Origin of the sequence: Cytobacillus gottheilii (genome assembly GCF_001636345.1) — a bacterium.
Classification (GTDB): Bacteria; Bacillota; Bacilli; order Bacillales; family Cytobacillaceae; genus Cytobacillus; species Cytobacillus gottheilii.
This window is the reverse complement of sequence record NZ_KV440945.1, coordinates 2,075,372-2,097,759: the sequence shown is the minus strand read 5'-3', so window position 1 is coordinate 2,097,759 and position 22,388 is coordinate 2,075,372. Positions and strand designations below refer to the sequence as shown.

The 22,388-nt window shown below is 36.7% G+C and carries 25 protein-coding genes; 6 read left to right on the top strand and 19 right to left on the bottom strand.

Annotated features, from left to right (window positions below; translation table 11 throughout):
- Positions 1-126 precede the first annotated feature (126 nt).
- Complete coding sequence (locus tag A6754_RS10165) at positions 127-1,428, bottom strand: NCS2 family permease (RefSeq protein ID WP_066444671.1); 1,302 nt, start codon at positions 1,426-1,428, stop codon at positions 127-129.
- A 198-nt stretch (positions 1,429-1,626) separates the two neighbouring features.
- On the opposite strand from A6754_RS10165, the gene A6754_RS10160 reads away from it, so the two are divergent.
- On the top strand, positions 1,627-2,439 hold the full coding sequence (locus A6754_RS10160) for an EcsC family protein (RefSeq protein ID WP_066444668.1): 813 nt from the start codon (positions 1,627-1,629) through the stop codon (positions 2,437-2,439).
- 221 nt (positions 2,440-2,660) lie between these two features.
- On the opposite strand, the gene A6754_RS10155 is transcribed toward A6754_RS10160, so the two are convergent.
- The 6 genes from A6754_RS10155 to A6754_RS10130 all read right to left on the bottom strand — a co-directional run bounded on the left by A6754_RS10155 (position 2,661) and on the right by A6754_RS10130 (position 6,726).
- Positions 2,661-3,236, bottom strand: coding sequence for a TlpA disulfide reductase family protein (locus A6754_RS10155; protein ID WP_066444665.1), 576 nt, complete (start codon positions 3,234-3,236; stop codon positions 2,661-2,663).
- 108 nt (positions 3,237-3,344) lie between these two features.
- On the bottom strand, positions 3,345-4,139 hold the full coding sequence (locus A6754_RS10150; protein ID WP_156495754.1) for a hypothetical protein: 795 nt from the start codon (positions 4,137-4,139) through the stop codon (positions 3,345-3,347).
- Between the two features lie 143 nt (positions 4,140-4,282).
- A complete protein-coding gene (locus tag A6754_RS10145) occupies positions 4,283-5,059 on the bottom strand; it encodes an ABC transporter permease (protein ID WP_240056545.1) in 777 nt (258 codons plus the stop codon).
- Entirely contained in the window at positions 5,056-5,967 is a 912-nt protein-coding gene (locus tag A6754_RS10140; RefSeq protein WP_066444658.1) for an ABC transporter ATP-binding protein, read from the bottom strand. Before A6754_RS10140 ends, A6754_RS10145 begins: the two co-directional genes overlap by 4 nt.
- Positions 5,964-6,167, bottom strand: a complete 204-nt coding sequence (locus A6754_RS10135) for a PLD nuclease N-terminal domain-containing protein (protein WP_066444656.1) — start codon at positions 6,165-6,167, stop codon at positions 5,964-5,966. Before A6754_RS10135 ends, A6754_RS10140 begins: the two co-directional genes overlap by 4 nt.
- Positions 6,168-6,384: 217 nt before the next feature.
- A complete protein-coding gene (locus tag A6754_RS10130; protein ID WP_066444651.1) occupies positions 6,385-6,726 on the bottom strand; it encodes a DUF4870 domain-containing protein in 342 nt (113 codons plus the stop codon).
- 185 nt (positions 6,727-6,911) lie between these two features.
- Between A6754_RS10130 and A6754_RS10125 the strand changes: the two genes are divergently transcribed.
- From A6754_RS10125 to A6754_RS10115, 3 genes are all read left to right on the top strand, one after another.
- Positions 6,912-7,694: an undecaprenyl-diphosphate phosphatase gene (locus tag A6754_RS10125; protein ID WP_257297438.1), complete on the top strand. Its 783-nt coding sequence runs from the start codon at positions 6,912-6,914 to the stop codon at positions 7,692-7,694.
- Between the two features lie 177 nt (positions 7,695-7,871).
- A complete protein-coding gene (locus A6754_RS10120; RefSeq protein WP_066444643.1) occupies positions 7,872-8,993 on the top strand; it encodes an amidohydrolase in 1,122 nt (373 codons plus the stop codon).
- 382 nt (positions 8,994-9,375) lie between these two features.
- Entirely contained in the window at positions 9,376-9,939 is a 564-nt protein-coding gene (locus tag A6754_RS10115) for a GNAT family N-acetyltransferase (RefSeq protein ID WP_066444640.1), read from the top strand.
- Positions 9,940-10,036: 97 nt separating this feature from the next.
- Here the strand turns inward: A6754_RS10115 and A6754_RS10110 are convergent, their stop codons facing one another.
- Positions 10,037-10,759, bottom strand: a complete 723-nt coding sequence (locus A6754_RS10110; protein WP_066451553.1) for an SDR family oxidoreductase — start codon at positions 10,757-10,759, stop codon at positions 10,037-10,039.
- 310 nt (positions 10,760-11,069) lie between these two features.
- Here A6754_RS10110 and A6754_RS10105 point away from each other — a divergent pair, with 310 nt between their 5' ends.
- Complete coding sequence (locus tag A6754_RS10105; protein WP_066444638.1) at positions 11,070-11,561, top strand: Hsp20/alpha crystallin family protein; 492 nt, start codon at positions 11,070-11,072, stop codon at positions 11,559-11,561.
- Between the two features lie 48 nt (positions 11,562-11,609).
- Here A6754_RS10105 and A6754_RS22350 read toward each other — a convergent pair whose 3' ends face one another.
- The 5 genes from A6754_RS22350 to yoyC all read right to left on the bottom strand — a co-directional run bounded on the left by A6754_RS22350 (position 11,610) and on the right by yoyC (position 16,386).
- Entirely contained in the window at positions 11,610-12,629 is a 1,020-nt protein-coding gene (locus A6754_RS22350) for a CAP domain-containing protein (RefSeq protein ID WP_156495750.1), read from the bottom strand.
- Between the two features lie 367 nt (positions 12,630-12,996).
- Positions 12,997-14,391: a sensor histidine kinase gene (locus tag A6754_RS10095; protein ID WP_066444635.1), complete on the bottom strand. Its 1,395-nt coding sequence runs from the start codon at positions 14,389-14,391 to the stop codon at positions 12,997-12,999.
- Positions 14,388-15,068 carry a response regulator transcription factor gene (locus A6754_RS10090; protein WP_066444632.1) on the bottom strand — a complete coding sequence of 227 codons (681 nt, stop codon included), beginning with the start codon at positions 15,066-15,068 and terminating at the stop codon, positions 14,388-14,390. The genes A6754_RS10095 and A6754_RS10090 overlap by 4 nt, the downstream gene beginning before the upstream one ends.
- Entirely contained in the window at positions 15,065-16,048 is a 984-nt protein-coding gene (locus tag A6754_RS10085) for a YncE family protein (RefSeq protein WP_066444630.1), read from the bottom strand. The genes A6754_RS10090 and A6754_RS10085 overlap by 4 nt, the downstream gene beginning before the upstream one ends.
- Positions 16,049-16,119: 71 nt before the next feature.
- Positions 16,120-16,386 (bottom strand): protein YoyC, encoded by a 267-nt coding sequence (gene yoyC / locus A6754_RS10080; RefSeq protein WP_066444627.1) that lies wholly within the window; start codon positions 16,384-16,386, stop codon positions 16,120-16,122.
- Between the two features lie 243 nt (positions 16,387-16,629).
- On the opposite strand from yoyC, the gene A6754_RS10075 reads away from it, so the two are divergent.
- Positions 16,630-16,872 (top strand): DNA alkylation repair protein, encoded by a 243-nt coding sequence (locus tag A6754_RS10075; RefSeq protein ID WP_066444617.1) that lies wholly within the window; start codon positions 16,630-16,632, stop codon positions 16,870-16,872.
- Between the two features lie 23 nt (positions 16,873-16,895).
- Here the strand turns inward: A6754_RS10075 and A6754_RS10070 are convergent, their stop codons facing one another.
- The 6 genes from A6754_RS10070 to A6754_RS10050 all read right to left on the bottom strand — a co-directional run bounded on the left by A6754_RS10070 (position 16,896) and on the right by A6754_RS10050 (position 22,171).
- Positions 16,896-17,762, bottom strand: a complete 867-nt coding sequence (locus A6754_RS10070) for a hypothetical protein (protein WP_156495748.1) — start codon at positions 17,760-17,762, stop codon at positions 16,896-16,898.
- A gap of 49 nt (positions 17,763-17,811) precedes the next feature.
- Positions 17,812-17,982 carry a DUF2188 domain-containing protein gene (locus A6754_RS22955; RefSeq protein WP_180320209.1) on the bottom strand — a complete coding sequence of 57 codons (171 nt, stop codon included), beginning with the start codon at positions 17,980-17,982 and terminating at the stop codon, positions 17,812-17,814.
- Positions 17,983-18,039: 57 nt separating this feature from the next.
- Positions 18,040-18,957 (bottom strand): CobW family GTP-binding protein, encoded by a 918-nt coding sequence (locus A6754_RS10065; protein WP_066444614.1) that lies wholly within the window; start codon positions 18,955-18,957, stop codon positions 18,040-18,042.
- Entirely contained in the window at positions 18,950-19,354 is a 405-nt protein-coding gene (locus A6754_RS10060; RefSeq protein WP_066444607.1) for a hypothetical protein, read from the bottom strand. Before A6754_RS10060 ends, A6754_RS10065 begins: the two co-directional genes overlap by 8 nt.
- Before the next feature lie 202 nt (positions 19,355-19,556).
- Entirely contained in the window at positions 19,557-20,474 is a 918-nt protein-coding gene (locus A6754_RS10055; RefSeq protein WP_066444603.1) for an LCP family protein, read from the bottom strand.
- Between the two features lie 209 nt (positions 20,475-20,683).
- Entirely contained in the window at positions 20,684-22,171 is a 1,488-nt protein-coding gene (locus A6754_RS10050) for a lmo1851 family serine protease (RefSeq protein WP_066444600.1), read from the bottom strand.
- Positions 22,172-22,388: the final 217 nt, after the last annotated feature.

Here is a 22,388-nt window from a genome sequence, read left to right as displayed (position 1 = left end):
TTGGCGAAAATTTATTTAACAATATTTACATGTTTTTAATTAGTATATATTCCTGCTCAATTGCCGTTTTTTCAACACAAAAAAAAGCAGAGGAGGCTCCTCTGCTTAATTTTTAGATCTTATAGATTATGAACCTATTACATGAAAAACAAAATTAAACAAAAACAATGCCGCAATGACATAGAGAGGAATCGATACTTCTTTTGCTTTTCCAATAGCAATCTTAAGAATTGGATACAAAATAAAGCCAATAGCAATTCCATCTGCAATACTATACGTAAACGGAATCATTGCAATTAGAAAGAGTGCAGGAAAGCTTTCACTCATATCCTTCATATCTAAATTACGGATGTTCTGCAGCATTAATCCGCCAATAATAATAAGAATTGGTGCGATTGCACTGTTTGGAATCAGCTTAATAACTGGTATAAAAAACGCTGAAGCCAAAAAGAGCATCCCTGCAGTCACAGTCGTCAGTCCAGTTCTTCCACCTGCCGCCATACTAGCAGCACTTTCAACAGTTGAGACAGTAGGACTTGTGCCAAAAACCCCTGATAAAAGAGCTGAAACCGAATTGGCTTGAAACGCACGTGAAAAGCGATCATTTCGATTAATAAAGGATACATGTCCATGGACCAGACCAATATTTTCAAAAACCAGTACCATAGTTAATGAAAAAACAGCGATCCAAAAGGTTATGGACAGGATATTATCAAACGACATACTTCCAAAAACTTGAAAATATTCATTGAACGCAAAATGACCGTTCTGAGAGTCTTGTGGCTGAATCGTTCCAAATAACCAGGCAATTAGTGTTCCTGCCACAACCGTAATCAGGAAATTCCCAGGAACATTGCGGATGAAAAGTACCAATGCCAGTAAAAAGGTTATAATGGTCGCCAATACATGGGGTTCCCCCAGATGACCAAGCGCAATCAATGAGTTTGTTCCTTTTACAACAATACCGCCTTTTTCAAGGCCAATCAGCATAAGAAACAATCCTAACCCAACTGTGATTGCTTCCTTAAGAGACTGAGGAATTGCAGCACTTAATGCAGCTGCAAACCGCGAAAATGCAATCACTACAAAAATAAGTCCCGAAACAAACACAACTGCTAAAGCCTCTTGCCATGAAAGACCCATAGACTGTACCATAGTATATGAAAACAGTGCATTAATCCCCATTCCCGGAACAAGCAGGATTGGAACGTTTGCCCAGAATCCCATGATCAGACATCCGACAACTGATGTGATAATCGTTGCCATAATAGCTGCTTCAAGAGGAATGCCCGCTTCAGAAAGAATGAGTGAATTGACTGCGATAATATACACAATAGTAAAAAAGCCAATAAATCCTGCCATGATTTCTTTTTTGACAGTTGTGCCATTACTGGTGAGCTGAAAAAGCTGATTTAACCACTTATTCATTGTATTACCTAACTATTCAATTAGCCCTCTCCCTACCCGCTCTCCCTGCTAAGACAGGTGAGCCACAAGTCAATATTGTAACAAAAAAAGTGCAAACTGCCAATAGGATACCTAAACCAGCTCAAAGAAAAACTTATTGAAACTTTCTGCTTTTTTAACCGTATAAAAATTAACTTAAAATGAGAGGAATTAAGGATTTTGAATGAAACGAAACAGTATCTAAACGAAGAATTAGCTAAGATTAATGAATGGGAAAAAGATCAGTCGGATTTATGGTTCTGGGAAAAGTTGGGCCGTCTTCCTTTTAAACTGCTCGATAAATTCACACCACAGTTTCTGCAGAATAAAGTTGGGGTCATCTTAGATGAACTTGGCAGCTATATTCAATCTGGCGGCAAATATTTAAGTTCCGTTAAATCCTTACGATCATACTATCCTGAAAAAGGCATTACAGCCCTTGAAGAGGTCGATCGCTTGCCAATCTCCGAAATGGATGAAGCTGTAACAAAGCTTTCAGGAAACAGAAAACGAATAGCCACTGTTCAAGGAGCTAGCACTGGATTTGGAGGTATTTTCACGTTATCCATTGATATTCCGCTTTTGCTTGGAATGCAATTAAAGACATTGCAGGATATCGCCCTCTGCTACGGTTATGATCCAAATGATAAACAGGAACGTATGTTTATTGTAAAGATTCTTCAGTTTGTTTCCTCTGATATAGTTGGCAAAAAAGCAATTTTAAATCAAATTACGCATATGAATAACCCAAGTCTTCCAGCTAATAGAGAAGTTATATCCGAGCTTCAAGGCTGGCGTGAAGTTGTATTTTCATATAGAGATCAAATCGGCTGGAAAAAACTTTTCCAAATGATTCCTGTTGCCGGCCTGTTATTCGGTGCCTTTATTAATCGATCGGCTGTAAATGATATCGCAGAAGCAGGAATGATGCTGTATCGCAAAAGAAAAATTATGGAACGACTGCAGAGCGTGACAGAAGTAATTGAGGAATAGATAAAAAGCAGCGGACAAGTCTGGGTCCGCTGCTCTTTTAGTTCCCTTTAGGCTCTGTTTTTTCTGCTGACAGGCACTTTGGGGGCGTCTTAGATCCCTTCAAGCTTTGTTTTTTCTGCTGGAGGGCACCACTTTGGGAGCGACTTAGTTCCCTCCAGACTCTGTTTTCTCTGCTGACGGGCACTTCTTTTCATGACCGGCTTAATAGCCCTCTAATATTTTTATGGAAGTTTCAAAATTTGATTCTCCATATATTCTTCATCAAGGGTACCTAAAACGATATGGCGGATTACGCCATCTGAATCAATAAAATAGGATGTCGGATAGCCAACCACATCATAATCCCTGCTTACAACTCCATCTGTATCCATTGGAATTGGGAAAGTCAGTTCATGCCTTTTCACGAATTTTTCAGCATCATCATCGTTTCGCTCACTTTGACTCATATTAACTGCAAAAACGGCAAATCCTTCATCTTTATATTTCTGATACAGCTTTTCCATATGCGGCATCTCGATTTCACAGGGTCCGCACCAGCTCGCCCAAAAATTTAAAAGTACTTTTTTCCCGCGCAGCTCACTAAGCTTCTGAGTGTTGCCCTCCATATCAAGCAGGTCAATTTCTGGGGCTAGCTCTCCTACTTCTAAACCCATATTTAAATCATCCACATTTTCAATTTTTTCATATTTTTCTACGCCAAAAGAAATTGGCATAATTCCTTTGTCTTTTAAGATCGTTACATCTATGATGAACATCACAGCGAGTACTGCAATAACAATGATCACTAACTTTTTCACTCTTATCACCTCATGCAAAGCCAATTATATCACTGTTTATAGCACTCGTATATGTTTTCACAAAATTTTAAAAAAGTGAAGAATCATGCTGGCCATAGATGGAAAGCCTTAATGTTCTACTGTAGACAAATAGTCAGCGAGAATAGCTAAAACACTTAATTTTTCTATGTGGCTAAGTTCTTTATGAAAGGTTAATAGCGGTGTATTTGCGTCTTTAAAAAATGATTGATACGAAAGCGGCATATATCCTTTTTGCAATACAACTGCTTCAGATGAAGAGTTAATAAATATTTTAGCATCCATTCGAAACAGAGCATGCTCAAGATAATAACTTTTAGAGCGTTCATAATCCAGAAACTCAATGAATCCTTTACTCCTCTGGTCTTTAAAATGCAATACTGCCTTTTCATTTAATCCAATCAGTTCAATTGTATTTTTCTTTATAAGGATCGTAGCATTCAGCCTGCCGCTATGATCATATAGACCATACGTTTTAGTCAATAATTTTTCTGCAAAATAAGGCATAAACCATCGAACCGCTTTCTGATTTATATCTCTTAGCTCCCCTGCCAAAAATCCATTATGATCATATAGCTGCATATGCAAATTAGGCGAAGGCAAAAACATAATTAATAGCTTTTCGATTGAGGTAACATCCTGTTCAAGGCTGACAGCTGCTTCTCCCATAACACTCTTTGTTTCCTCACTTCTTTTCTTGTTTAAGACAAATACATAATAACAAATAAAGCTATAAACCAGAAATGGACATAATAGCCATACGAAGTATCTATGAAGCGGATCAATCAGACCATACACGGTAAAATATACCGGCGGAATCAGCGCAGCTATTCCTGCATTTAATGCGATAATCGCTTTTTGTTTATAATACATATGCATGTTCAATTTACTCACCTACTATTTTGGACTTATCAATCTCCTACTCTAGTAAGTCTATTATGAGCCTTTTATTTTCATGATAGAATCCACTAAAAATTATATAAAAATAAAATTCTACTGCCGTTTGAACGATTGCATTTCTACCATGCTTACACAAGTTCTCTCTTTGAAAAGATAAATATCGAAGAACTTATAAAAACTAAGATACTAATAACAGTAATAGTTAAAACGCTGTAAAAACCGCTGGGAAATGGTTCATTTTCCAGGACTAAGCCAGAATAGGAGCTTAATAAAGATGGATTCCAGGATAACCCTTCAGGAATCACACTGCTCACCATACTTATGAGAATCACTATAGCAAAGACAATAAACGCAATCATGCCCTGAGATTTAAAAATACTATTAAAAAACAGAAGCATTGATAAAATAAATAGCAGCCATAAGCTATATAAAGAGAGCGACTCAATAAAATCCTTAAGCGGAATAAAAGCAAATAAATTTCCTGTATAATACCATGTGGCAAAATAACCGCACAAAATTGAACATAATAATAGCAATGCTGAACTAAACCATTTCGCTAAAATATATGATGATCTCGAAACAGGTTTTGCCAGGATCATCCCCGCGCTTCCATTCTTCATTTCAGCTGATATCATCCCCATAAAAGCCAGAACAATTGTTAAGATGCCAAGAGTATTGTACTGGCCAATGGAAGCTGCAAACACTTCCTCAGCAGAGGGTGTCGGAATTTCGATCACTGTTCCCTCAGGTAGATTTCCAGCAGAATTAATAATATCTGGCAAAAAATAGAGTGATAGGGGCTGCTGTACACCAATCAAAATAAATACAATCGGCATCCAAACCCATTTATAGCTTCTCCACATTTCAAGCCATTCTTTTTCTGCAAATAATCGCCATTGTTTCACTTTTGATCAGCCACCTTTAAAAACATTTCTTCCAAACTAGTGCTGCTTATTTCCAATTTAAGCGTCCGCCAATTTCTTGCTAATACTTCCTTCATTAATAATTGCTGTGCTGCATAACAATCCTCTGAAAAAATATGAATCATTTGTCCTTCACTTTCCATTTTAAAGTATGGAAATGCAGATTGTAATTGGGCCATAACAACCTGCATATCTTCCTCAAACACAATTGATAGTTTATTTTTTTTATATTTCTTCTTTAAAGACTGCAGTGACCCTCCCTCTACAATCTGCCCTCTATCAAGGAAGATAATTTCATCACTGACTTCCTCGGCATCATGTAATATATGTGTAGAATAAAACACAGTTGTATGTTTTTTCAGCTGCTGAAATAAGGTGAGAACCTCTCTTCTTCCAACCAGATCCAGTGCGGAAACTGGCTCATCGAGCAGCAATATATCCGGCTGATGCGTAATCGCTTGTGCGATTCCTAATCTTTGGCGCATTCCTCCTGAATATTGAGCTATTCTGTTGTTGCCCGCATCACCAAGACCTACGATTTCAAGTAAACTTAGCGCTCTATCGTAAGCAGCCTTTTTGGTTGCACCTGTTAATCTAGTAGAGTATATGAGGTATTCCAAACCTGTCATCCAATCAAAGAAGGCTGGATTTTGAGGTAAATACCCTATGGCAGTTCTTCGTTTTTTTATAGATGCTGATCCATTTACAATTATTTGCCCTTCAGTTGGGTGAATGATTCCAGCCAGCATTTGGAGAATGGTCGTTTTCCCTGCGCCATTTGCCCCTAATAAAGCAATACATGTATTCGCCGGAAGATCAAAATGAATACCTTTAATAACTTCCTTTTTTAAATACTTCTTCTTTAAGTTTTCAGCTCTCAATGTAATCATCTATTTTGCCTCCTTCCAATTACAAAATAAAGAATGGAACCTAAAATATTTCCAACAAGAACAATAAGAATCCACATCCATTTAGGGCCATTTAGTTGTTTATTCCTGAAAATATCAATTAGGGCAAGGATTAAAAGAATACCTTGTAAAATAAAAAATGGCAGCAGTAACTCCCAATTGATTTCATTTATAACTTCCATGCAGTTCCTCCCAGTTCATATTTTTTACTTTCGCGGCTTATTCGCCATCTTAAGCAGTAAAAATGAAAAGCAGCCTGAACCTCCTATTGGCTGAAACACCTTCATTACAGATAAGACGAATAAGTTCAGAAATCGTTCAAAAAATCTTCCCAAACGTACAAAAACTTCTAAAAAAAGAAAAAGCCCCGGAAGGAATCTCCTCCGGGGCTGCTACGCATTATAAAATTCGAAACACTAATGGGATACGGTATCCTTTTCCTTCAAATGCCTTGATGGCAGCGATAATGGTGAAAACAAAAGCTAAGACACCGATTATCCAAATGGTTACAAATCCAATTAATACGATCATTAATACAACACTAATAATGGAATAAACACTGTAAGAAATAAAGAAGTTCAAATACTCTCTTCCATGGTGATCAACGAACGAAGAAGAATCCTTCTTTAAAAGCCAAATAATCAGCGGTCCAAGAAAGGCTGAAAAAAAGCTCGTCACATAAATGGCGGCTGCGATTAACCGCTCGTCTTGAGAAGGACTTCCCATTTTATCTAAATTCATTTTAGCGCTCCTATTCATTTAATAATTATTTTCTTCTTATCTTATTTTACGTACCCGCTCTCTAAAAGTTTCATTCAATTTTTTAGAGTTCTTGATTTGGACAACCTGAATAAAATGAAACAAGGCTGTAATTCCTTAGGCTATATTTTAAAACACTATATTATATCTTTCAAAGGGTGATGGTTTTGTTATCGAAAATTGAGGCTTTTATATTAGGAATTATCCAAGGATTAACTGAATTTATTCCAATATCAAGTACAGGGCACCTCTATATAGGAAGACATTTATTTGGCTTAGACGAAGCTGGGCTTTTTTTAGATACTATGCTTCATATTGGAACGTTATTAGCTGTTATTGTGGTTTATAAAAACGAACTGCTCCAGATTATTAAAAAGCCATTTGGAAAGCTATCCCTGCTCCTGATCGTCGGTACGATTCCTGCCGTTATCATCGGACTTACTTTTAATGACTTGTTCGAGAGCATTTCAAAAACTGGTGTAACTATTGGATGGGAGTTTATTTTTACTGGCTTTATTTTATGGATGGCCGACTCTGTTAAAAAAGGATCGAAACAAATGCACGATCTGTCATATGGCGATGCCATTTTTATTGGTTCTTTTCAGGCAGCTGCTATATTTCCTGCTGTTTCGCGTTCCGGACTGACAATCGCTGCTGGGCTATTTCGGAAACTTGATCGCGAAACAGCCGCCTATTTTTCCTTTCTACTTTCCATTCCGGTTATTGCCGGCGGAATTGTAATGAAGTTTGGCGATATGGTAAATGGACATATAGAAGCTGTTTCTCTTGGCAGTTTACTTATAGCTACTCTGTCATCCGCTCTGTTTGGCTATTTTGCTGTTGTTTGGATGATTAACTTTCTAAAAAAGAAATCGTTAAAAGTATTTGCCGTTTATGTTTGGATATTAGGTGTGACAGTCGTCCTGCTTCAAATAACTGGAGTATTTTGATCTATAGCCTATTCAAGAATAATCGCTGATCATTAGACTTTCATCATAAAAAAACTTGGCAAGAAAATGAGGGAATGCTAAACATTTTTTTACGCAGGTAAATAGAAGTTATATATGAACATAGCACTTCTACAAAACTTGCCGATTGTACATTCTTTGCATAAAAGGGAGAAAAAAATGACAAAAAAGATATTACTGAAGGATGCTTATATTAATCCCATTACTAGATCACCATTTTTAGGAGATGTGTATGTTTCTGATGGAATAATCAGCAAGCTTGCTCCAAGTATTCCAATATCAGAGGATTGTACAGTAATTGAATGTGGTAAACGTCCATTGTTCCCCGGATTTATTGATGTTCACACACATTTAGGGTTATATGATGAAGGAACAGGCTGGGCAGGCAATGATGCAAATGAAACAATCGAACCGCTAACTCCGCATATTCGTGCTATGGATGGTGTCTACCCATTAGATCCGGCATTTTCCGATGCAATTAAATATGGGATCACAACTGTTCATATTATGCCAGGAAGCGCCAACGTTATCGGAGGTACAACCTCAGTTATTAAAACTTATGGAAAAAACATACAAAAAATGCTCGTTCAAGAAACAGCAGGATTAAAGGTTGCTTTAGGTGAGAACCCTAAAAGAATGCATAGTCATGGAAACAAAGAATCTATTACAAGAATGGGCATAATGGGTATGCTGCGTGAAGCCTTTTATTCTGCTTATTATACAGATCATCCAGAAGATATCCGTTTTCGTCCTATCATTCAAGCTCTTAAAGGAGAGATCCCTGTAAGGGTGCATGCCCATCGTGCAGATGATATTATTTCAGCCTTGCGTTTTGCCGAAGAATTCAACCTTGATTTACGGATTGAACATTGTACGGAAGGCCATTTAATAGCAGATGAGCTTAAAAATCGTGCTTTAAAAGTTTCTGTTGGACCGACCTTAACAAGAAAATCTAAAATTGAATTAAAAAATAAAACATGGAATACGTATCAAGAATTAGCACAACGGCAGGTTGAGGTATCCATAACTACAGATCATCCCTATACACCTATACAATACTTAAATGTTTGTGCTGCCGTTGCAGTTAGAGAAGGATTATCTGAGCAAAAAGCTTTAGAAGGAATAACGATCCTTCCCGCACGCAATTTGAAAATAGACCATAAACTTGGAAGCATTGAACAGAACAAAGATGCAGATCTTGTATTATGGAGCTCTCATCCCTTCCATTTCTCTTCTAAACCGATCTGGACAATGATAAACGGCGAAATCATTCATCATTAAGTTTTCACTACCGTGTTTATATATAATAAAGCACAAATTTGCCAAAAACAAACTGCATAAACAATGTAGAAATATGCCAAAAAATGATGAAAAAAATAAGAAAAAAATCTATTCCCTTTTTCTATTTTTTTTAGTATTATACGATAGTAATGAAAATATAGAGACGATGATCTTAAAAAGGGAGCAATAATACATTTTTGTTTGTATATAAAAAGCAGTAGTATATAGGGAAGGCAAATGGTGCGCCACCAGTATAACTGGTTCTAGTGGGTTCGATTCCCACCCCGAAATTTTTTAGCAACATTTACAAAAAATTTCGAGGGTGGACCGGATTCTCTATTTGACGTGGAGAAGGACTGTCCTCAGTTTGGAGGGACCCCCCATGCTTAAGAAACGCGATCTTCAAGATTGCCATGATTTGTACGAATTAATGACGCATCCAGATGTCTTCCCTTTCGTGCGCCAAAAAGCATACTCTGATGATGAATTTTTATTTTTAACTAAACAAACGATTGAAGCTGAAGAACGCGGTGAACTTATATCACGCACCATTCTTGATGAGTGGGGTTCTCCAATCGGCACAATTAATCTTTTTGATATTCAAGAAAATGCTGGTTTCTTAGGCACTTGGCTTGGCAAAGAATATCACGGAAAAGGTTATAACAAATTGGCTAAAGATGCTTTTTTCGAGGAATTATTTTATGATTTAGGCATTGAAACCATTTATATGAGAATACGGGTAGAAAATATCCGTTCTCAGAAAGCCGCTGAAAAACTTCCTTATGTTGTAAAAGCAAATGAAACAAGAAAATCATTATTACAGCAATTAAATGCCAATGGAGCTACTTATAATTTGTACGAAATTCCAAAGGACTTGTATACATTACATGTCCTAAGAACAAATACTGCTATTGTTGAAGATAGCTCTCATTTGTTAGAAGCATAAATATAAAGAAAAAAAGCAGCCCTGAGACAATCGTCTCAGGGTGCTTTTTTCTGCTGCTCAATTTTCGCCTCGCTCCTGAAATATATGACTATTCTGTCTATAATTTATGTATTTTCCCCAAAACATCTTTTCCCCCAGTTACTGGTATGATGCTCCCAGTAATGAAACTGGATTTGTCTTCAACTAAAAAGCTAATTAATCTTGCAATGTCCTCTCCCGTTCCCGGTCTTCCGACTGGTGTATCTTTATCATCCACATGAATGGCATTCTCTATCTCTTTCTCTTTCCATTCGCCCACAATATCACCAGGTGATATCATATTTGCTGTTATGCCATATTGAGCTTCTTCCATTGCCAATGTTTTTGTTAATGAAGCAACAGCCGATTTACTCGCCGCGAAAGCCGATCTGTAGATCCATCCTGAAGAAGCTTCAGCACGGTCAAATCCTATGGTGATAATACGTCCCCATTGTTGAGCTCTCATTTTAGGAATGACTAATTTTGATAAATAAAATACTGCATTTAAATTGCCGTCTACAAGGTATCTCCATTCATCTAATGTGTATTCTGTCATCCTTTTTCGCTCATGTATGTAGGGACCGGCATTATGAATAATAATATCAATATATTCACATTTTTTTAATGCTTCGCTAATAAGAAATTCGCAGTCATCACTGTTCGTTATATCTCCTCGGATGCAAATATTATTGGTTCCAAATTCTTTTGTTAAATGCTGACAAAGTTCTTCCGCTTCTTTCTGACTGTGACGATAATTAATCACGAGATTAATTCCCTCTTGTGCGAGTTTATATGCTGTCATCTTACCGATTCCAGTTGCTCCTCCTGTAATTAAAGCAGTTCTTATTCCCACAAATAATTACCTCGTTTTGTTTTTTATTGTACAGACCTATTATCATTATACTAGTTAGTACCATTCATATATGCAACAAAAACGTTAAAATGAAAAAAATTACACCACATTAGAAGTACAAAAAGTGGTACAAATGCATAGATTATCATGTATATAACTCATGCTAGCTTTCATGTTAACGTAATATTGTTTTCTCAATATAGTCATGAATTCATTCTTACCCATTTAATTGTTTTGCTCTGTTGAAAGGATGATTGTGATGTTTCCGTGGAACTTATTCCCTTTTAATAAAGAAATGAAAAATAACTTCCAGGATTTTAAAAAAATGAAACCGGAAGAAATAAATAAATATGTTCATAATATAATGGGAAATGTATTTCCCCAGCAATCAAATGGCATGCCAAACTTCAATGATATTTTCGGCGGTCTTAACCCTGAAAATGCCGAGTCTAAAAATAATCAGACATCCGCAAAATTGAATGCTTCCGTCTTTGATACCCATGATGATGTTTATGTAAAAGTATTTATAGAAGATAAAGGCTGGCTTCATCAAATGAAGTTATATCATACATCAAATCAAATGATTATTGAGGCAATCCCTGCTTATGAGGATAAAACAACCATTACTTTGCCAGCAGCTGTAAAACGGAAAGGATCAAAGGCTAATTATCAGGATGGCATTCTTGAAATAAAATTACCTAAAAATGCTGAAGCTCAATTTACTGAAATAGAGTTTACTAAACATGAGTGATTACAAAAAAAATAAAGAGCAGCCAGCTGGCTGCTCTTTATCACAAAATTATTTTCCGATAAACATTTGAGTCCAATAATTTCCATCTGCAACATGACCTACACCAAGATGTGTGAAGTTTGCATTTAAGATGTTTTTACGGTGTCCTTCACTGTTCATCCATGCAGTAACTACTTCTTGTGGTGAACGCTGACCCATAGCAATGTTTTCACCTGCAGTTTTATAGCTAATGCCAAACTGCTTCATCATATCAAACGGTGAACCATATGTTGGGCTATTATGGTCAAAGTAACCTTTTGCTTTCATATCATTTGACTTTTCACGCGCTACCTTGCTAAGTTCTGTATCAAGCTTAAGAGCAGGTACACCATACTTTGCACGCTCAGCATTTGTTAAATCAAGTACTTGCTGTTCGAATGCAGATACTTGAGATTTTGCTTGAGTAGCTGTGTTTGATTGAGCTGGTGCTTTTGTTTGTGTATTTGCTGTTGGAGCAGTTGTTTCAGCTTTCGGTTTTTCAGTTTGCACTGGTGCTTTTGCTGGAGCTTCTGTTTTTGGCTTTTCAGTTTGCACTGGTGCTTTTACTGGTGCTTCTGTTTTTGGCTTTTCAGTTTGCACTGGTGCTTTTACTGGTGCTTCTGTTTTTGGCTTTTCAGTTTGCACTGGTGCTTTTACTGGTGCTTCTGTTTTTGGCTTTTCAGCTTGTACTGGCGCTTTTGCCGGTGCTTCTGCTTTTGGCTTTTCAGTTTGTACTGGTGCTTTTGCCGGCGCTTTTGTTTTTGCCTTTTCTGTTTGTACTGGTGTTTTTACTGCCGTTTCTTGTTTAGCCTGCTGCTGAATAGCTGTTTTTTGCAGCAATGCATTTAAGTCTAAATTATAGTAGTTTTTCATATATTTTTGAAGAATGCTATTGATCTGTTCAAAGTTCACATTACTAGCTTGATAGTGATACACTTTTGTTTCTACTTTTGCTTGAACTGGTGAAGCAGCATCTGCTTTATTGATTCCAGGTGCTGACATTAATAGTGTTGCTGCTGCTGCGACTGAAAAAATCATTTTTTTATTCATCTATTTGTTTCCTCCCTGATATCTGTAAAGTTTTTTGTGCTGTCTTGCTTGCAGAATCATCATACCACGGGTTTTTCCGTAATAATTGAGGGAGGATTTAACAAATAGGTATATTGATAGATCATAAATAGTGATATTCATTTGAAGCAATGAGTAAAACTTAATAGCCATCTATGTTTTTCTCAAACTCTGCTGGTTAATTATTCTAAGGTTCTATTATACTAAATTGGCAATGAGCTTAAGAGAATACCAATTATATACTAAGAAATGAGCATTGACAGGTTTTAAGGAGAGGATCTGCCGTTACGTTTATTACACATATGTAACAAAGCTTGCCTATTAAAGACAAGCTTTGTGTAATTCTCTATTAGATGACTGGCAGCAATACTTTTACGGTAGTTCCTTCATTTACTTTGCTCGAAATCAATAGTTCTCCGCCATGCAGCTGGACAAGCTTCTCTGCAATAGCCAAGCCCAGCCCTGTTCCTCCATCACTCCGCGTTCTAGCCTTATTGACACGATAAAAGCGCTGCTTTACCTTTTCTAAGTCTTCCTGAGGAATTCCTAATCCAGTATCAGTCACTTCTATACAGCAGCCATTTTTTGCGGCATATAAAGAAATTGATATTCCGCCTTCTTTTGTATATCGAATAGCATTATCCATTATGTTTTGAATCACTTGTTCTATTCGCCCTTCGTCACCATTAATAATAATGTCAGGATCCAGATTTTTCATTAAGGATAATTTCTTTTCTTTAAGAGTTGAACCGTATTTTTGAAGTGCATCTTCAATTAATTGAGCAAGCGGCAGAGGCATCTTTTCTAATCGATATTCATCTGTTTCCAGCTTCGAAAGATCTAATAAATCTCCAACCAGTCTTTCCATTCTTCCAGATTCGCGATGAATTAAATGTAAATATCTAATTCTATCTTCCTCAGAAGTAACCATATTTGTCATTAATGCATCACTATAACCTTTAACATAAGAAATAGGAGTTCTCAATTCATGAGAAACATTTGCAAGAAACTCCCTCTTTCTTTCATCCTCACGTCTTATTGAATCAGCCATATGGTTAAAGGCAAATGCAAGCTCCCCAATTTCATCCTTGGATTGAATGTTCAGATGCACACCATAGTCTCCTTTTGAAACCGAATCGGCAGCCTGCTTCATATCTAATAGCGGCTTTGTTAGTCTTTTAACCAGCCATGCACCTGTACCTAAAGCAACAATCAGAAATAGAAAGGAAGCAATCATCCAGAGGTAAGCAAAGTCTTGTGTGATTTCTGTAATTTTGGCTAATGGCAAATAAATATAAATAATTCCTTCTAAACGGTCTTGATCAAGAAGAGGAATGATAACACCCATAATGTTTCGGTCAAAGCGTTCCTCAAACCCTTCTTTAAAAACTGCATTCCCCTGCAGCAGCTCTTCACGTTCAGCTTCGCCAATTAATGTTTCGTAATCAATATCAAACGGCAAACAAGCACTTAATTCCCTTGGATTACTGACAATAAAAATCTCAGAGTCTGATTTCGTGTTATACCACTCTACCTGTTCCTTAAGCTCCGTTGTTAAAGGTCCGCCTTCATAGTCCTCAGCAAGGGCCATTCCTTCTTCAAACAAAGATTCTTCAATATCCTCTACATAAAGTTTTTCATAGAATAAATAAGAAAGAAAATAGGAATATAGAATAGTAATCAGAATGGCTGCTGTAACAGTGAGCCAAAGTTTTTTTGCCAGTGTATTGGTTAAATGCTTCATGCAGAAGGAACCTCCAGCTTATATCCAACACCCCAAACCGTTTCAATATAATCGCCTTCCTGCAGTTTCATCCTAAGTGTTTTTACGTGTGTATCTACTGTTCGCAAACTGCCTTCATAGTCTATTCCCCAAACATGCTCAAGAAGCTGTTCTCTTGAAAGAGCCTGATTGCGGTGATCCATAAAAAAAAGCAGCAGTTCAAACTCTTTTAAAGTAAGGTTAACCGTTCGCTGATCAACCATTACTTTTCGTGCTTTTTTATCTAAGCTGATTCTTCCAATCGTGTTAATAGCTGATTCCTGCTTAGAGAGACCAGTTCTCCTTAATACTGCATGAATTCTAGCAACGAGTTCTCCAGGACTAAGCGGTTTAACGATATAATCATCCCCGCCTAATTGGAGGGCTTTAACTTTATCCCACTCTTCACCTTTAGCGGATAGAAATATGATAGGGGTATTATATTTTTTTCTTAAATTGGCACAGACCATATAGCCATCTTCACCAGGCATCATGATATCAAGAATAATTAAATCAATTTTTCGCTTCTCCATCACTTCATAAGCTTCCGTGCCGCTGCCGGCAGAAACACATAAAAAGCCTGAATTTGCAAGATACATTTCGGTTAAATGCCTCATATCAGCTTCATCATCAATGATTAAAACGGTAATGCTGCTCATTCTGTCTTCTCCCTCAATACAATTTTAAATGGGCCATTGCCTACTTCAATTTTATCTTCTTCCTCTAAATTTTCAGGATTGATAAATGAAAGATCATTGCTGTCATAACCGGCAACAAGAAGTGTATGATCTGACGTTAAAGCCAATTCAAAAGGATTTGCTCCAACTTTGACTGTCCCCATAATATTCCCATCAAGATCCATTTTATAGAGCTGATTTGAACCGTGGCTCAAAACAAAAATAGATTGCTGGTACTGCAGAAAGTTAATTGGCATAACAGGAGCGGGTATTTTTTTGATAAACTCTCCGTCACTGGCATTATACACATGAATATCCTTTTCAATCGTCGCTCCTTCACCATGTCCCCCTAACCAAAGCTGAGTTCCGTCCTCTAACAAAAGGGCACCAGAGGCAGCACCATGTATAGGATAATCGCCGATTGTTTTTTTCGTTTTCAAATTCACTTTAGATAAAGTTTGATTTTTAAAACTTAAAACAAATAATACTCCCTCTTCCTCGCTTTCCACAATCGAAAGCGGTGAAGATTCTGTTTGTGCTTCTGCAAGCTTCTCTCCATCTAAATCATAAAAAATCACTGAACTATTATTTTGATTTACAAGAGCTATTTCTTTTTGATCATTTATTACCTTTGCATTGACAATTCCTTTCCCTGTGTCCCAACTTGCCTTTTTTTCACCAGTTTGCAAAGAAAACAAATCCGCCGTTTCCATCTCTTTTCCATACAATAAAAAAGTATCGCCATCAGGAAAAACAATTCCGCCTGTATAAGGTTTTTCAAGCTGCCATTCTGCTGCAATTTCACGTTTTTCTACATCAATAAATGTTACAGACATACTTTTCATATTTACAGTTGCTGCCAATGAAATATCTGAAGAAATGGGCTCATATGTATGATTGCTGCATGAAGCTAAGAAAACGATCAAAGATATACTGTATAAGAAGGCTTTGAATACTGACATCTTTCTATTCCCCTTTGTCATTCTATGCCTATACTATAAGACTTTTTTGTGTGTAATTTGTGAACTATTTCTTACTTTCTTAATTGTTCCATTAGGGAAATATGAATAGAAATAATCTCTTCTTTATCTTCTGCAACCAAACTTGATTCGTTAATCCTTTTAATCGCCTGATAGAATTTTTCATATAAGGACTTGCGTACTCGTGGGTGTGCATTTTCATCCAGCAGCTCTCGCTGAATTGTCATTTTTAAAACTTGCTCCGGGGTATTTTCATCCGTGATTAATTGCCGGTTTTGCCATAGGCTTTTGTATTGATTCAATAAATATTCGTATTTCATGGTTTTCTCCCTTTTCATTCTTTTTTACTCTACTTAGTATTTTCACATAAAAAAAAGTAAAAATGCAAAATATAAGATATAGCTATGTTTGCTTGTTCCTTAGGATTAGAATAGCCAAAATAAATAATTGGATAAATAGGCATATTCTTATGTTATTTGCTTGTCACAATGAACTTCTTGCCCAAAGTTGTTATCTACTCTGCTCATTGCAAAAATGAGGCAGATATTGAAAGGAGAAAACAAATGAGTGCACCCTATTGTTGTCCCAACTGTAAAACAAATCGCAGCAGATTTAATATCATTGAACAAGTTTCAAAACCAGTAAAATTGGATCCTTTTACAGGTGATACCGTTGAGGAATATTCTGCAAATGATCTATCACCTTTTCACATTCCGTATAAAGGACCAAATCATAAAGTTCAATGCGCTGCCTGTGGTTTAGTTGAAGATGAAAAAACGTTTATTGCTTTTGGTGAAAAAAAATAAGCTTGAGAGATTCCCTCTCAAGCTTATTTTTTTGGTTCAGTCAAAAACTGCTTATGGTCTTCGAAAAATTGGAGAGTATCTACCTTCCAGGGACCAGCTGCTGAAAATCTGACTAAAACAATCTTACCGTTAAATAGTTGTTTTCCATGCTCTTTTATATACCACTCGATTTTAACAGGAACCTCTAATACTAAATCTGACAGATAAGATGTTTCTTCCGAAAGCTCAACAGCTGACAGTTTTGCATTTTCAATTTCCGGGAAAACGGTTTTCCAACTAATTGTCTGCAAAGATAAAAACTCTGCAATTTGTTCGTCATGTTCCTTTAAACCTGTGACATAAGAGTGTATCACTTCCTCAGCACTGGCAAGTGTTAAATATGGGTATAACCTGCCAGAAGCTTTGAATATCATTAATTTATGGGATAGATCCATCTCATTGGTGCGATGAGTGGTGCTGCCGTAAAAGTGAATGCAAAAATGACCTGGAAAATTATTAGGCAATGCACCAGCTCCATGAGGCATTCCGTGCATGGATGCGGCAATCCACCTATCCTTAGTGATCACAATAATCGACCTTCTTCTCCAGCTCCACTTGCCATTATAAATTTCCTTCATTATTTTTGTATCCTTTGCTGTCAGAGGCTGAACATCAGCATGATTAGATCCTGCTCTTCTCTGCACTTCGAACATTCTTCCGGACTCTGTATCCAAAACATGAAATTTACTGAATTTCGGAAGCTGTTTATTTACTTCAATCCAATCAAGCATCTCAATATGATAGCCTATCCCATGTTTGGAAGCGTCAACTTCTAGGCTGTTGAAACTAAAGAAATAGAGAAAGGTAAAAGTAAGCATCAATGTACATTTGCATGTTGTATTTTTGTCCATATTAAAAGTCTCCCTAAAATTTAGAGAGACTATTCGTTATTATATGAAGTTATTCTCTGTTTTCTTTCCATTCCTTCGCTTTATCAATGGCTATTGGAATGGCGCGCCCTTCCTCATAGTCCTCATCCAAAAGGGCATTTGCAATCTCAATTGCTTTGTTTCGGACTGTAGGGTCTAAATTTTTCATAGCATCCGGATAATCATTTTTGCTCCATGGCATATCGATCAACTCCTTTAATGGAGTCATTCCCTTTTAGCATGAAAGAAAACCTAAAGATTAGACAGACTCAAGAGCTTTTAATTGAGACTTAAGGTTATGCCAATCTATATTTTCACCGATAAATACCAAATTCAAGGGCATTTTCATGTTTTCAGGCAGAAAAATCGGCATGCCATATGAATACTGAAAAAGCTCAGGATACAACGAATTTGTAAATTGAATGTATCCTTTCATTCTATAAATGGTATCAGGCAGTCCATGAAGAAAGCTCATAAAATCTTCTCGATGGACAGGCTGTTTAAATGTGTATACAAAAGTGCTTAAGTTTAAATCTTGAACTACATGAGCCGTTTCATTTGCTCCTTTTTTACCGGCAGATAAGTTTCTAACCTTTTCCATTGGTACTTTTGAAAAGGTGGTCAGCAATGCTAGCACTTTTGGATTGAGTCCTTGAACATCAAAGACAAGCTGAGCTTGCTGTGATTCTGTCAGCTGATCTGCTTTATTTAATAGAAGTAAGTCTGAATGCTTTACCTGTTCGACAAGAAGCTGTCTGATTTGCGGACTTAATTTGTTTCTTTCTAACCAAAGATGCCCATCTAATACAGAAATAATGCCTTTTACATGCAACTGATCTGCAAAAATAGGCGATAATATTCCATCTAAAACTTCAATGGGATGAGCAGCACCAGTTGACTCTATATAGATTACTTCAGGCTTTTCCATTATTAATAATTCTTGAAGCTGTGCTTCCAGTTTATCTTGAATCGTACAGCATATACAGCCTTCGAGAAGCTCTTTTAAAGGAACATCTGTATCAACTGCGTCAGAATCAATGGATACTTTTCCAAGCTCATTCATCATAACAGCTGTTTTTCTTCCCTTCTCTTTTTCTGCCTGCAGCAATTGCTTTAGAAGGGTTGTTTTCCCGCTTCCTAAAAAGCCTGATAGAATATATATTTCTGTTTTATTCATTACGTTCACCATTTTCCGCTCTCTCTTCCAGCATTTCTTTCATCATTTCGTGAAGCATTTTTCCTACATCCGAAATTGTACGTCTTGTAAGATAACCAACCTTTTGAAACATTTCTTGTTTACATTTCCATATTGGAATATAAGCGTTTGGATAGTATTCATCATCATTTTCGACACCAATCTCTAAAAAAGACTCATAATTAGGTGTGAACAGGTCTTCCTGTGCTGCTTTTTTGCCTTTTTGAATCCTTATGACCTCTATAATTAAATCTTCATTAAAGGTAATGAACTTTTGGTGGTAGATGTTAAAAATCTCATTCGCAATGACTTCCCATTTACATTCAATTGCAGCAACTTCCTGTCTAATATGTTCATCAAATTGAACAATCTGTCTCAAGAAATCACCTCGTTTACAATATTCCATTTTTATTATGAGACTCTAAATAATTATTTTAAAGGTTTTGCCCGGAACGTACAAATGATTTATCTCGTGAGCAGAAACATGCAAAAAAAGAACCGAACAATTGAATTGTCCGGGTCATCACCAACTCACTGTGCCTCTGATGATCATTTTCATCATTTTTTATCAAAAATATGAATCAGTTTTCTTCTTTGTCTGATTCTGGCTTCATAATTTCTTCTTTTTTCACTTCATTGAAGAATTGTTTTAAGGCCTCTGTATTTTCCTCAAGATTCATTTCCAGTACGGCACCAGCATGATTGTAGCTTTTGTTTTCGTAGCTGTCAGCGACAGGAACTCTTAATGTTTCAATTTCCGTAATGGGATTAAGCAAGAAGGAAGTACCAATAGAAAATGCTTGTTCAAAGTTTAAGTCCGTCTCCACATAGTTCATAACTTCTTTCAGCATTTCCGGAAATTTTACTAATCCTTCTGGAGTTGTAAATTGCTTCATCACTTGATCTTTAATCGAAACTAATACCTCCTGCTGACGATCTACTCTTCCAAAGTCGCTTTTTGCATCATGGCGAAAGCGAACATAGGAAAGGAGCTGATCGCCGTTAAGCTTTTGTTTGCCTGGTGTTACATCAAGTTTCATATCATCAATCAGCTGCTGTGAAACTTCAACCTCTATACCATCTGGAGCCAGAATGTCCATCATAGCAGCAAACCCATTAAAGTCAATTACGGCTGTATGATCAATTTTAATGCCGAAATTTTCTTGGATCGTATCCTTTAACAACTCTTGACCGCCTAAATAGTAAGCATGATTTAATTTGCTGTATTCAAATGGGTAGTCAGGAATTTTCACATAGCTGTCACGCATAAGTGATACAATTTTCATTGAATGATCATCCGGTTCATAGCGGGCAACAAGGATTGCATCCGATCTGGATTCCTCTTCCCCTCTGCTGTCTACTCCCAGCAAAAGAAAGTTTTTATGATCTGATGAATAGTTAATAGGCTCTGACTCTTTCTCTGTTAAAGGATCTGCATTTAAGCAGCCAGACAAAATTAACACCGTAAATAATAGTAAGAGACTTACTCTTTTTTCCATAACTGCTCACCTCTAAGTTAGGAGTAAAAATTTCTCCTTTTACAACCATTGTGATACAGATGGATCTTTTCTATACGTAATCAATTAAATACAGAACTTTGGCCTATATATAATGAAACAGAATCGTGCATAAGTTACAGACTCCTGCTTTGCTTAAAATTCAAGGTAAGAATAAATAAACTCCCCACCTGATAGTGGGGAGCAAATTATTACGAATTAAGTTTTTCTTTTAATAATTCTGTTGCTTTTAATATTTGAGTATCATTTTCATCAATTAGTGCTCTTAATTCTTCCATCAGCTTAAGTGTTGTTTGGCCTGTAAGTACGCCTGTTTCTTCAAGCTGAGCAGACTTTTGAAATTCTTTAACAGCTGTTTCTGTTTGTTCATCAAAGAATCCATCCGTTCTGCCTGGATCAATGTCTAATGCAGCAAGCATTTGCTGTGCTGATTGGACTTGTGTGGAAGAAGAAGAAAGCTTCAATTCAAGATCTGGACTGACATATGGCAATGAAGCATACTCAGGCAATGCTACTTCATAGTCTGGCTGGATTCCTTTTTTGTGAATCCAATTGCCTTCAGGTGTCAGCCATTTCTCTGTAGTGAACTTCATATTTGATCCATCAGAGAAATCTTGTGCACGCTGTACTGTACCTTTACCGAAGGATTTCTGGCCAACAAGCGGAACATCTGCTGACTCTTGTACTGCTCCAGCTAAAATTTCCGATGCACTTGCGCTTCCTTGGTCAATAACAACAACTAGCGGCATGTCTGTGTTTTCTTGTGCAGTAGACTGCATGGCTTCTCGATTGCCTTCACGATCTTCAATTTGGAATAAGATTTCTCCTTCAGGAACAAACAAGCTTGAAATTAAAATCGCTTGATCAAGAAGACCACCTGGATTCTGTCTAAGATCCAGAACAAGTCCCTTCATCCCTTCACCTTGAAGGTTATTCAAGGTCTCCACTAGCTCTTCACCCGTTTTTTCAGAGAAAGAGGTGATTTGGACTTTTGCTATCTCATCGTCAATCATTTCTCCATAAACAGTTTCAATTGGAATTGTATCACGAACAATCGGGAATGTGATCGGCTCAGTTGTGCCTGGGCGCTGGATGGCAAGCTCCACCGTCGATCCTTTCTCGCCTCGAATCAGCAGAACTGCTTCTGTTGAACTCATCCCTTGAATACTTTCTCCATCTACTGATAAAACGACATCATTAGGTTTTAATCCAGCTTTTTCTGCAGGTGATCCTTTTAATGGTGAAACAATTACAATGGATCCTTCCTGTTCAGTAATTTCAGCTCCAATGCCTTCAAAAGAAGAAGAAATGCTTTCATGGAAGTTCTTAGCTTCTTCAACATCCATATAATCTGAATATGGATCATCTAAAGATTCAAGCATTCCATTAATGGCTCCATTAATGAGGGTATTATCTTCTACTTCTTGGAAGTAACCATTCTTTAATGTATCAAAAGCCGTATACAATTTATCAAATTCACTTCGACTTGTTTCATTTCCTACGCTGACTGCTTTCTCGTCTCCAAATGCCAAAGCAAAAGTTGTTATGCCAGCAGACAAAAAGACAATGATAAATAAAAGCATAACAAATTGGAATTTCTTCATTTTTATAAAACTTGATTGCTTTTCTGTTGATTCTTGATTTATGTTCTCATCTTGCAAACCCTTCACCACTTTCATAACCGTTAGGTACTAACGAAGCTTCTTTTGATTAGAATACCATTTTTTCATGGTGATTAACAAAAAAATCATTCTTTTTCACTAAGAGACATTTATAAAAACCTGTTCAAATTATACACCATTCATTTAACAATTGGATAATAAAAAATCATTTCAAGCAGTATGAACACATCTTCCTTCTAGCCTTTATTATTGCAAAATATGAGTCAGGTTAACA